Origin of the sequence: Sandarakinorhabdus sp. (assembly GCF_031422795.1) — a bacterium.
In the GTDB taxonomy this organism is placed as follows: domain Bacteria; phylum Pseudomonadota; class Alphaproteobacteria; order Sphingomonadales; family Sphingomonadaceae; genus Sandarakinorhabdus.
Map to the genome: position 1 here is coordinate 1 of NZ_JANPML010000472.1, position 13,567 is coordinate 13,567.

The following is a 13,567-nucleotide window of genomic DNA, read 5'->3' on the forward strand; positions in this document are numbered from 1 at the left end:
AACCGCATCATCGCCGCCGATCCAACGCGCGCCATCTCCTTTTCGGGCACGGTCAGCAGCGATGCGGCCGGGCGCATCTGGTTCTATGCGCCGGGCGGCTTGCTGCTCAATGGCGGTTCGCAGTTCAACGTTGGCAGCCTGCTGCTCACCGCCAATGATCCGGTGGGGGCGGCTGCTGGCCTGCCCTATTTGGACGCCGCCAACAATTTCCGCCTGCAGGCTGCTACCGGCAGCACGGCCGGCGTGACGGTTGCCGCTGGCGTGACCATCGCATCCAACAATTACATGATCGCGGTAGCCCCGCGCTTTACTATGAATGGCGCGGTCACGGTTGGGCCCGGCGCGTCCGCAGCCTTGGTGGCAGCCGAAGATGTGAGCTTCACACTGAATGGCGGCCTGTTCGACATCACCGCCAACGTGGGTTCGGCGGCAGGCGGCACCAGCGAAGTGCGCGGCAGCATCACCGGGCCGGGTGGCATCGGCGGCCAGGGCGTGTTCAGCCGCATCTACATGATGGCGGTGCCGCGCAACAACGCGATGACGCTGCTGATCAGCGGCGGCGGACAACTGGGCTTTAACGTGGCCAATGCGGCTGATGTCGATGGCAACGCTGTCGTGCTGTCGGGCGGCTATGATATTGTGGGCACGCCAGCGGGCCAGGGTGTGCAGCAGTTCGGCCTGACACCGTCAGCCGGCAGCAATGCCGCCGCCCTGGTGACCGTCAATGGCAAGAACATCACCTCGAGCCTGACCATGCGCTCGAAGGATGCAGTGCGCGTTGAGACCAACAACCCTGTTCCGATCAGCTTTGCCAGCGATTTGCAGGCCTATTCAGACACGAGTGTTGTCCTGTTTCGCAATGCGGCCGCGATCACGGTTGCGCGCAACGTGCTGCTTGATGCCTCCACCCAGTTCACCGGGCTGAACCAGGGGGCCAACCGCACTGCTGGCACGGTCACTTTCCTGTCATCCGGCCTGGGTCAAATGCAGGTGGGCGGCGATTTTGTGGCGTTGGCCAATGGCTTTGGCGATGATGCCTTCAGCCCAGGCGTGGCTGGCGGCACCGGGCGAGGCGGCACCGTTGCGATCAATCCCAATGCTGGCGGCCTGCGGGCGGCTAACATCATCCTCGGTGCCGATGGCTTTGGCGGATCAGCAGCAGATGGCAACAGCGGTAGCGGCATTGGCGGCAACGCCTTCGTGGTTTCCGATACGCTGGCCCCCGTTACGACAACGGGCAATCTGATCATCAGCGCCAACGGGTTCGCCGTCACAGGCGCCGCCGGGCGGCTTTCGGGCAATGCCCAGGGCGGGGCTGCATCGGCGACGTTCCTTGATATTCTCGCCACCGTGCCGGGCCAGGTCACGGTAACCGCTGATGCCCGCTATGATGAAGGCGGTGACGATGGCCATATCGGCGGTGGCACTGCCACCGGCGGCTCGGCATTTGTGGATGTCAATCGGGGCGGTTCGATCAATACCACCGGTCTTACGGTCACTGCCGTTGCCGATGGTGGCTTCGGCTTTGGCAACAACAGCTTTGTTGGCGGCACGGCGCGGCTTCACGCCCAGAATGGCGGCGCGCCGGTCAGCATCACCGTCAACGGCGACGTGATTCTCGATGCGTCCGCATTCGCGTCCAACGGCATTGCGAGCGGCAACGTCAACGGCGGTGCAGCCACGGGCGGCTTTGCGCAATTGCTTGGCCTCGGCAATCCGCTACTCAGCTTTGGCGGCGATAGCACGACTATTGCGGCTGAGGCGCGCGGCGGTAACGGTGATGGCGGCATCGGCGGCAATGCCAACGGTGGCCGTGCCCATGTCGATATGCAGAACGGCGGCAGCCTGCTGATCGGTGGCCGCCTTGACGTGATTGCTGATGCGACCGGGGGTTCCGGCACAGTGGGCGGCAATGCCGTGGGCTGGGATCAGGGCGATGCCAATGCGCCGGCGGTGTTCGTGCGGCTGGGGCCGAATTCGCTTGCCAATGATCAGGGCATAAGGGTCAGCGGCAACCTGTTTGCTTCGGCCGGGGCCTTTGGCGGCGATGGCACGACCGGTGTTGGCGGTAATGCCACAGGCGGCTTTGTGGTGTTGCGCGGCCAGTCGGGCACCATCACGGCTGGTTCGGTCTTGATGCTGGCTGACGTAACGGGTGGCCAGGGCGTGGGCGGTGGCGCCGCGCGGTCCGGCCGGCTGTTCGGCGGCTTTGACAATGCCAATCTCACCACCTCTGCTCTCACGCTGAGTGTGGACGCCACCGGCGGCGAAGCCAGTGATGGTGGCCGCGGCGGCAATGCCACGGTTGGCCAGGCATTTTTCGTTTTGTCGTCGCTGGAAGCCGGGCCGGGCACGACGGTCAACGCCGGTTCTGTCATTTTGCTGGCGGCAGCGCAGGGCGGCGCTGGCGGCAGCGCCAGTGCCGGCACGGCCGGCGCCGGCGGCGATGCCTTTGGCGTAGATCCACTCGCCACCCAACCGCAACTGGTAATCGCTTCGCGGCCGGCGCGGTCCAGTTTCATCACCAGTCAGCTCTTGGTCGTTAATACGGCCGTTGGCGGCGCAGGCGGCGGCGGCTTGGGTACGGCTGATGGCGGGCGCGGCGGCAATGCAGTGGGCGGCCTGGTCAATATCGGCACGACCAGCGGCACGGTCACCCCGGTCTCCAGCCGGTCAACCTTTGATTTCGGCTCACTTTTTTCCGTTGATGGCCGGGTGACAGGCGGCAACGGCGGCGGCATCGATGGCGATGGCGTGGGCGGGCGCGGCGGCAATGCCACCGGCGGCGTCGCAACCCTGTTGGTGCGCGGCGGCGTGGCTACCGCCGGCGCGGTCACCATCTTTGCTTCGGCCTCTGGCGGCGATGGTGGCGGCGGCGGCATTTTTGATCTGGGCGGCGGCAATGCCATCGGCGGCCAAGCCAGCATCCTGGGGACGCCGCACTTCACGGCTGGCCTGCCAGTGGATGTGACGATCACTGGCCCGGTTTCGCTGATCGCCACCGGTCGGGGTGGCAGTTCAAGCACACTTGGCGGCATCGGCCAGGGCGGCACCGCACAGGCCCGCCTGCAGCGGCATGAGGCTGCCGGTGCCGTTCCCGTCACAACGGTGGGCAGCATGACCATCGCCAGCCTTTCGGCGGATGCCGACGGGGTGGGCGGTGCGGCGCAGGGCGATGGCGCGACGGGTGGTGCCGGCATTGGCGGCACTGTTGGCCTGGTTGCCGAAGGCGGCAGCTTTGATCTGGCCGGCGGCGTCCAGCTGTCGGCAATTGCCAGAGGCAGAGGCGGTGCCATCGGCAACACGGGCCTTTCCGGCGGCGACGGCGGTGCGGCCACCGGCGGTTCGGCAAGCGTGATCGTGCGACCCGGCGGCATCCTGACCATGCCCTTCCTCAACGTGTTCGTGTCAGCGCAGGCCGGCCTGGGCGGCGATGGCGGCACGGGCCAGGGTGGCACGCCTCCCGGCATTCCGCTGCCGGGACAGCGCGACGGCAACCCCGGCGGCAATGGCCAGTTGGGCGGCGCCGGCGGCGCTGGTGGTGCCGCTTTGGGCGGCAATATCACCATCGGCACCGATGCCGCCAACAGCGGCGGAAGCCTGACGATCACCAGCTGGGATCTGCGCGGTGAGGCGTTGGCCGGCACGGGCGGCACGGGCGGTACTGGTGGGGCCGGGGCCAATGGTGCGCCCGGTCTGGATGGCGATGCCATCAATATCGATGGCGGCAATGGCGGCGCTGGCGGTAATGGTGGCACTGGCGGCAACGCCGGCACCGGCGGCAACGCAACCGGCGGCAACTTGCTGATCGGCGCGGCGAGCAATGATCTGAACACGGCGTGGAGCCTGAACGTGCCGCTGATTACCGCCAGCATGGCGGCAACGGCGGGCAGCAGTGGTGTTGGCGGGCAGGGCGGCACACCAGGCGTGGGCGGCGCCGGCGGTGCAGCCGGCATTGCCCCCGGCGTGGCTGGCACGCCTGGCGCCAATGGCTTCTTTGGCGCCTTCGGCTTCGATTCCTTCGCTGGCTTTGCTGATGGCCCCAGCCTGCGGGTGTTGCTGTACAACGCCAATCTCACGGGAACCGGGATTGATCTTTCGGCTGATGTCACCGGTGCGTTCAGTTCCAATGGCCAGGCTGGCGATGCCCAGGCCGGCGATGCGGAACTGGTCATTTCCGGCGGCACCAACATCTTGGGCTATGTCCGCCTCAGCGCCATTGGCTCTGGCGGGGATTCGATCTCTGGCACTGGCGGTATCGGCCGCGGCGGCAATGTGGCGTTCCGTGTGCTGAATGGCGCAAACGTCGGTTTGGGCGTGCGCATCGCGCCGGTGCAATTGGTGGCCGATGGCTATGGTGGAGACGGCCTTGATGGCGGTCTGGGCAATAGCGGATTTGGCGGCAGCATTCTGACCGAGGTGAACAACGCCAACCTTCAGGTGGGCGGCGATCTGGTGATGGTGGCCGAAGGCTTTACCGGCATTGATGGCCTTTTTGCCACCGCGACGGGCGGCACGCTCGATCTGCGCATTGATAATTTTGGCATCCTTGGGGTGAACAACCAGCTGGTGCTGAGCGCCAACGCCGCAGGTCCTGTCGCCAATGGTGGCCAGGTGTTCGTTTCCGCCGTTGGCCGCGGCATCCTTTCTGTTGGCGGTGATGCGCAGTTCAGCGCCTCTGCCGAATTGCTCAACGGCCTGCCCGGGCTTCCGTCTGTGGGCGGCACTGTCACGATGACCGCGGATGATGGCAGCTTCTTCTTCGTCCTCGGCGATCTGAGCGCCAACGCCTCGGCCACTTCCTTCAGCCAGGTGACGAATGCTTCCATGGCGGGCGGCGGGATCACGTTCAGTAGCCGCGGTACGGCCAGTATTGGCGGTGCATTGTCGTTTGATGCCAGCGCGATCTTCGGCGATGGCGCAGGCGGCGAAGCCATCGGCGGCTTCGTGCTGATCGAATCGCTGTTCGGCACACTGGAAAGCAACGGCCTGTCACTTTCGGCGTCGGCCGACGGCGGGTTTGTCTCGGGCGGGGCTGTGCCCACTGCCTTTGGTGGCTCCATCGTGCTGCGCAACGAATTGGGCGGCAGCCATTTTTCGCGGTCGGGCAATATCAGCATGACCGTCAATGCCACCGGTATCAGCAACGACGACGGCCCTGGCGGTGACGGCGCGGCTGGTACCATCAGCTTTGGTGTCGAAGGCAGGCTGGAACTGGATATGGCCGGCACCGGCACGTTCGTTGCCGAAGCCATCGGCACGGGCGGCAACAGCTTCAACGGCGACCTTGGCGGCAATGGCATCGGTGGCGGCATTGATCTGATCGCAGACTCGGGCAGCACACTCAACATCATCAATCCGGCCTCACCGCTGATCGAGCTGAAAGCCACCGGCATTGGCGGCAACAGCCTGACGCAGGGCGGCAGCGGTACCGGCGGCGCTATCTTCGTGGTCGCCTCGCAATTCAGCAGTTTGACCACGCCGGCGCTCACCGTGAACGTGCGCGGCGAAGGCGGGCTGGGCCTGCCCAGCGGAAACGCAACGGGCGGCCGGGCCGATGTGACCGTGCGTAACAACAGTTTGGTCACTATCGGCGGCAATCTGGTACTGGACGGCAACGCCGTTGTGGCAGGCGGTTCGGTGGAAGGGGATGGCGCCGGCGGGCAATTGGCGGTGGAAGTGGATGCTGCTGGCACGCTGGTCGTGGCGGGCAATCTGCAGATACTGGCCAACGGTGATGGCACGGCCAACCTTGGCGGCAATATTTCGCTCAATGCCGGTGGCGGCTTGCTGGATGTGGGTGGCCAAATCAACCTGATCGCGGTCAGCTTCAACGACACGGCAAGCACCAATACGGTTATCCAGTCGGGGACGGTCCTGATTGATGTTGGCACGGCCGGCGAATTGCGCAGTGCCGGGGGCATGACGGTCGATGTGTCCGCCGCCGGCTTGGCGCCAGCCTTTGGCATCGACGCCATTGCCGGCGTCGTCTTCTTCCAGTCGAACGGGCGGGTGCAGCTTGGCGGCACGGGCCTCACCATGCTTGGCAACGCCTCCTGGCAGGGTATTGGCGGACTGGGCGGCAACGCGGAGGGCGGCGTCGTCGAACTTTTTGCGGACCAGGGAACATTCGAAGCCACGTCGCTGACGATGCAGGCTGGCGCCTTCGGCGGGGCCAATCCGGGCGGCGTTGGCGGTTTCGGTTTTGGCGGCACTGTGACGCTGAGCATTGGCGATCCGGCCGTCTTAACCTTGAGTGGGCCGCTGTCGTTGAGCGCAAACGGGGCTGGCGGCGCGGGCGATACCGGCGGTGAAGGCACCGGCGGCGACATTCTCGCCGTCATTGACAACGGCTCCATCAATCAATTGGGCCAGCAACTGCTCATCACCGCCAGCGGACGCGGCGGCAATGGCGCTTCGGGTCCCGGTGGGGAAGGCTTTGGCGGCGACATCATCTTCGCGCCGGGCGACCTGTCCGTCACGTCAACGGTGGCGGTGGATACGATCATTGACGCCACTGCCGCGGGCGGCGCCTCCAGCGGCAATGTCGGCGGCGGTGCCTTTGGCGGCTCAATCGACGCGTTCCCCGACGTTCTGGTTCTGGGACGGAGCTTTACCCTCCCCGGCGGGCTGAGCCTGCTGGTCAACGCGGCGGGTGGCAGTGGAACGGCTGGTACCGGCGTGGCCGAAGGCGGCAACGCCACGTTCGATTGGGAAATCGGCCGGGTAACACTGGCGGGCGAGTTGCTTCTCGATGCGTCTGCTGTCGGCTTTGACGCCGTGGGTGGCTCCGCCAATGTGAGCGGCGATCGCGGCGCGCTGGTGGCGACGAATGCCCGATTGCTTGCCGGCGCCACTGGTGCCAATGGCGCCGACATCGGCGGCTCTGCCAGCGGTGGCGATGCCAGCTTCGAATTGTTCCGTGGGGCAACGGCCTCGTTCTCGGGGGGAGTGCTGCTGGAAGCCAACGCCGTTGGTGGCATTGGCAATGCTGGCATCGGCGGCACCGCGCGCGGCGGCCAGCTGTCGTTGGAGGTCGATTCGGGCAATGTTTCGGCCCAAAACCTTTTCATGGGCGCAACCGCCATCGGCGGTGCGGGCAACATCGGCGGCAATGCTCGTTCCGGGCAGATTTTCCAGCTGATCAGCAACGGCAACGTTACTATTCAAGGCAATGCGGAATTCGCACTCGATGCTATCGCCGGCAACGCCATGTTCGACACGGGCGCGCGCGGCGGCGATGCCATCATCGGCCAATCGGTGTTCACCATGTCCTCGCTGGAGGCCGGCCCTGGGGCGTCGTTCACTGCCGCCAACCTGTTGATCGTTGCCCGCGCTGTAGGGGGCGCTGGCGGCAGCGGCGAAGAGGGCGGCGGCGCCGGCGGCAATGCCTTCGGCAGCGATCCGCAAAATCCGCGGGCCGGGATTGAACTCAGCATCCAGCCGGCGCGGTCCACGTTCACCGTTGGCGAAGTGATCATCGAAAGCAGCGTGCAGGGCGGCCGCGGCGGCGAAGGCCTGGCAGGCGCCAGCGGCGGCGCCGGTGGAACGGCAACCGGCGGAAACATCAATATTGGGGTGGTCAGCGGCCCGGTCACGCCAACCACCAACCAATCCATCGCCAATCTCGGCGATGTGACGGTCCTTGCAGGCGTCAGCGGCGGCGATGGCGGCGACGTCAGCGGGGCTGGGCTTGGCGGTCGCGGCGGCAACGCGGTTGGCGGCGCGGCAATTGTCTTGAACCGCGGCGGCATACTCACGGCCAACAGTATTTCGATCGACGTGGCCGGGCTTGGCGGTTCAGCCGGTTTCGCCGTGGATGGCGATCTGGGTGCCGGCAACGGCAGAGGCGGCCAAGGCGGATTGCTCGTGACGCCGGACTTCGACGCCGCCCTGCCCGGTCAGATGACAATTGCGGACGCAGTCAATGTAAATGCCACGGGAGCCGGCGGCGATGCGATCGCCGGTGGCGGCTTGGGCCGCGGCGGCACGGCGCGCATCGAATTGAAACGCCACGAAGGACTCGGGGCAGCAGCTGCAGCGGATTCAGGCAGTCTTGCGATTGCCGGCAACGTCCTGCTCGACGCGTCGGGGCGCGGCGGCAATGGCATCGGCACTGGCGACGGCGGCGACGGGCGTGGCGGCACGGCGCTGTTGTTCACCCAGGCTGGCACCAGCCTGCTGAGCGCCAATACCGATCTGCTGTCGATCGGCAGCGGCGGCCAGCAGGGTTTTGACGGGCTTTTGACTGGAAACGGCGAGGGCGGCCGAGTGCGAGTCACTCTTGATGGTGGCCAGATGACGGTTCCCGGCAATCTGATTGCCGATGCGCGCGGCCAGTTTGGTATAGCATTTGGCGGCTCGGTGGAGGTGACGACGTCTGCGGCTGGTGGGTCGTTATTGCTGGGCTCGGACAGCATCACTCTCAACGCCAGCGCCTTGTCGGGTGACGGATTCGAATTCGGGCCGGGGCAGGAGGCAAATGGCGGGGACGTGATAATTACTGCCGGTGCAGGTAGCCTTCTGCGGCTGCGGCGGCCGCAACGCGCAGGCGGCCTGTCAATCACCGCCGATGCCGAAGTGCTGAACATCAACCAGTTTTCCACTTCCGATGCTTTTGGCGGCGGCATCACGATCACTGCCGATGGCCGACTGGAGATATACGGCGGCGGCGCTGATCTGACCCTGAGTAGCACTTCGCGCGGCGGCGATGGCGGTGCGTTGTTGTCGGGTGGGTACGGCGGCGGCGGTTTGATTGCCGTCAGGGCCAATACTGGTGGCAGCATCCTGGTCGATACCGAAGGCCAGGTGTTCCGTCTGGTTGCCAACAATTTCGGCGGCGATTCCGGTTTCAGGCCCGGCGACGCCGGCGACAGCGAAATCACAGTGGAAGCCGCTGGCGGCAACATCACTGTGAACGGCGCGACGACGATCCAACAAGATGATTTTGCGGGCAACGGTGCCCCCGGGGCCGTGGGCGGCGGCAGCGGCTTGGTCCTCGAGTTCAATTCGGGTGGCACACTGGCATTCGGGGGACCATTGTCGATCACCGGGCGGGGCCGCGGGACATTTGCCGATGGACTGGATGTCTTAATCAACAGTGTTGGCAGCGGCACGATGAGTGTTGCCGGTGACATCAATCTCACACTTGATGCGTTTTCCGGCGTCGCTTCAGATAACCGGGAGATTTATGGCGGCTCTTTATCGATTGAAACACGCGCCTCCAGCGTATTGAATGTGACGGGCGGCATCAATGTTTCGGCCAACGCCCTCGTTCTCGGGTCTGGCACGCTTATTGACGCTGGGGGGGGCCGTGCAACATGGCGACATTCCGGCATGCCACGGTACAAGGCGCCATCAATATTTCGGCCCGTGCCGATTATGGCGCTGGAGCCGCAGGCTTTGCTGAAGGCGGCCTTGTCGAAATCGCCGCAAGCTCGGGCGTGTTGACGACCGGGGCCATAAACGTGTTGGTTACGGCCAACGCCGGTTTCTCAGGCCCTGGTGCGGGGTCTGACGCGTATGGCGGCTTTGTGGACGTGGACACGGCCAATGGCGCCGCGTTCATTATCAACGGCGATCTGGCCGTCGATGCCAGCGCAATTGGCAGCGTACCCACGACCGGCGCCGGCGGCGCCGCCGTGGCAGGCTCCGTCGGGCTGTCGGTCCGCGGGGCGACTGGCAGCGTGGCTGGCAACATCGCTCTGGTTGCCAATGCCACGTCCCTCGGAACGGCAAGCGGCGGCGTGGTGGAACTGAGCAGCGAAGGCAACAGCGGCGTGGCCGGTGATTTTGCCATCGTCGGCAATGTGGTCGCCGAAACCCGCACCACCGGCACACCCAGCACGGCTGGTGTGGTGCGGGTGTTCGCGCAGGATGGCAGCCGCCTTGCCATGGCGACGCTGGATTCGTTCGCCAACGGCACGCTGCCGTCGGCATCGCCGCTGCGCGGTGGCCTGGTGGCGGATACAGGATCGACCATCGCCATTGCCGGCGATGGCCAGATAGTGTCGCAGCAGAGCCTGGGGCTCAACAACGGCGGCACCATCACGGCTGGCGGCCGACTGTTCGTCTCGTCGGGCGGCCAGGTGCGATCTGCCTTCGATGTGCCTTCAGACGGTGCCATTGGCACGATCGCGGCGCAGACGCTGGAGATTGCCGGCACGCAGGGCATTGATCTGGTCACCAACACCACGGGCAGCAATGATGTGCTGCTGAACAGTTCGGCCGGCAGCGTGCAGCTGCGCGATCTGGATGCCAATCAAGACATCGTCATCACCGGCACGACTGGCATCAGCTTTGCCAGCCTGCGGGCCGATCGCACCGTCAACCTGAATGCACCTGCCGGCGTGACCGGCGGGGCCGTCAGTGCCGGCGGCCGCATCATTGTCACCTCCGATGCTGGGGCCACGCTGGGCGCGCTGGATGCCGGCACCGTTGATCCGGCGGCTGGTGTCACACCCGATATCTATGTGCGGGCGCTCGGCCCGGTCACCACCGGTGCCGTGACCAGTGGCGGCGATATCGGCTTGCTGGCGCAAGGCGCATTGGCCAGTGGCGATCTGCAGAGCGGTCGTGATGTGGTGCTGCTGGCGGGCGGGACGATCAACACTGGCAGCATTGCAGCGCCAGCGACGGGCCGGGTGCGCTTTGGCGACTTTGCCCAGCGCAGCTTGATCGTGTTTGCAAACGGCTTGCCGGATTACACCGCGCTGTTCGCTGCAGCCCCGACGGCCGTATCGGGCAACATCACGGTGGCTGGCGGCGTAACGGCCGGGCTGTTCGAAGCGCGGACGGCGGGCGTGCTGCGCATCGACGGCGCGATCAATGCAGCGCTTGGCACGCGGCTCAGCGCCGGCAGCTTGCGGCTGGCAGGCTTGAGCAGCCAGGGCTTCGTCGATCTGTTCTCGGTAGGCAATCTGGTGCTCGGCGATCTGACTGCACCGGGCGCGATCGCTGTTGCCAGCGATGGCAGCATCACGGTCGGCAACATCAATGCCGGCGACTCGCTGGTGCTTGCGGCCAACCAACCGCTCAGAAGCGTGACGACGCTCAACGTGCGCGCGGCCGGTGAAATCCGGCTATCGGCCAACAATGTGGTTTCGACCCTCAACTTGTCTGCGGGCAACCGCGTGTTTCTCAATGCCGGCGGCGGAATCCTTACTGGCGCCATCGATGCCGGAACGGTGAACCCGCAACAGGGAGCTGCGGGCGTGGTCTTTGCCACGACACCGGGAATCATTCGCACCGGGCCGATCAATGTGTCGGGCACCGCCACGCTGTCCGGCGTGGCCGGCGTCACGACCGGCGCCATCGTGGCGCCAACCGGGATCGTGCTGCTCGATACCGGTGGGATCACCACCGGCAGTCTCACGACGTCGCCGAGCGGTTTCGTCTATATCGCCGCGCACGATCTACTGCCGCAAATCACCTTTGATCAGGCCGGCAATCCGCTGTTTGCGGCGCTGCTGGCATCAACACCGGTCCGGCTGGTTGGTGACATCGCTGTTACCGGCGCAACGAGTACAGGCCGCTTCATAGCTGCGGCCACTGGAAATTTCGCCGCGCAGGCCATTACCGCGTCTTCCAGCGTACTGATCGATGTGCGCGGCGTGGCCAGGCTGAACAGCGACATCCGCACGCCGGACATCACCATTACGTCGCGCGATATTGCCATTGATGACGAAGCGGTGATTGGCGGCGCTGGCGCGCAAAATGTGCAACTGATCGTCGGCTCCGTAGCAGATGCGACCGTGATTGGCGGCGCCGGCAGTATCGTGCCCGACACATACAGCCTGTCGAACGCTGAATTCGGCACGCTGCGCGCCAGCAGCATAACGGTGCGCAGCGACGGTGCGCCGATGACTGTGGAGCAACTGACGCTGCCGGCAATCGCGCCGGGGCAGAGCAGCAATCCGGGCGTAACCTTGCGAACCAATGGCCTGCTGCGGGTGACGGGCGCCGTCACCATGGCGCAGGCAGGGGCGCAGAACCGCGTGAACCTTATCGCCGGCACCCGCATCGAAGTGGTGCAGGGCAGCGGCAGTGTGCGGCTGGGGGCGGGCGTGGATACGCCGGCTGGCACGCTGGCCATCACAGCGCCGCGCGTCTGGGTGGCGAGCGAAAGCTTGCTCACCGAATTGGCCGGCACCACCTTGGCCGGGCAGGCCCGCATCGATGCGGTGAACGCGGCTGGTGCATCAGTGGTGGCAGGCGGCTCCATCGGCGCTGGCAGCATATTGATTGGTGCCGATCGCGAGGTGCTGATCCAGAACAGCGGCACCGATCGGTTGAAGGCCGGTTTCACCGCCGGCACCGGTGGCCTGCGCATCCGCCGCGCCTTTGAAGGCAACAACCCGATAGACGTGATGATCAATGGCCGCATCCAGCGTGCAGACAACAGCTTTGCCATCAATTCCGACACGCTGGCGCTAGTGCAGCTGGATCCGGGCATCAGCCTGGTAACAGCGGGCAGCACGGTGAACGGCTGCATCGTCACCACCGCCAGCTGCCCGGGCCTGCTGCTGGACGAACTGTTCCAGCCGGTGGTGACCATCGTCAACAACATCGAGGAATTGACGCCGGAGCAGGAAGACAAGCGCGAAGCCGCCCAGGCGGCTGCCGAAAAGTTGCCGATCGTGCTGCTGCAGCGGCTGATCGATTTCAGCCCGATGTTTGTCGATCCCGATGCGACTGACCCGGTGACCAGTGGTGGCAATCCGGCCTTGTGGATGGACCCGATGCCAAGAGGCGTGCGTACGCCGGGAGGGCTGAACTGATGCGCCGGACCATCTCTCTGCTGCTGCTGGCCAGTGCCATGGCCACGCCGCCAGCGCAGGCCGCCGAAAGCCTGTCGTTGATCGACAGCTTCCGCATCGGCAACGCGGGCGTGCTGTGCACGGCGCAGAGCCAGGCCGCCGATCCGGCGTTGAAGGGCCTGTTTGATCGCGGTTATCGCATCATCTGCCGCGATGCTGCGGTCCCGGTAGGCAGTCTTTTCGCCCTGCGCAGCGCGGCGCCGGCCTTGCCGGCCGGGTGCCCGATGCCGGCTGCGGCCAGCGTCAAGGGACTGCCCGGTGTGCAAGTGTCGCGCTGCACGATCGATGGGCTGGGCCATGTGCGCTATCAGGTGATGCGCGGGCGCACGCTGTATGTGGCCGATGGCCTTGCCGGCTATGGTTCGGCGCTGGAATTAGGGCTGCAATCGCTGCTGGCTGATGCGGCCGTTGTGGGCACGGTGGAAGTGGCAGCGACCGAAGCTGGCGATCCGGCGGCCTTTGCTCGCTTGCAGGCCGGCAGTCTTGAACCAAACCAGGCGCTGGCCGAAGCCTATACCCGCAACAACAGCGCCAGCTTTGCCGAATCGGCCGAGTTTTTCGATCTGCTGGTCGAACGCAGCCGGCAAGGCGCGCCGGGTTTCACCCGCAGCGCCGAATATCTGACCAACCAGGGCCTGCAGCAATCCAACCTGCTGCAATTTGCCGATGCCGATCGCCTTTTTGCCCGCGCCGCCCAGACGCTGGACAGCAGCGACCCGGTGGCCAGCCGCCTGCTGCGCAATCACCGG

At 65.7% G+C, this 13,567-nt stretch carries 1 protein-coding gene and 1 pseudogene; both read left to right on the forward strand.

Annotated features, from left to right (window positions below):
- Positions 1–99: 99 nt before the first annotated feature.
- Positions 100–9,450 carry a hypothetical protein gene (locus RMO81_RS15960; RefSeq protein ID WP_310476946.1) on the forward strand — a complete coding sequence of 3,117 codons (9,351 nt, stop codon included), beginning with the start codon at positions 100–102 and terminating at the stop codon, positions 9,448–9,450.
- Between the two features lie 3,328 nt (positions 9,451–12,778).
- Positions 12,779–13,567: pseudogene (locus tag RMO81_RS15965) on the forward strand (CHAT domain-containing protein); the annotation flags it as partial.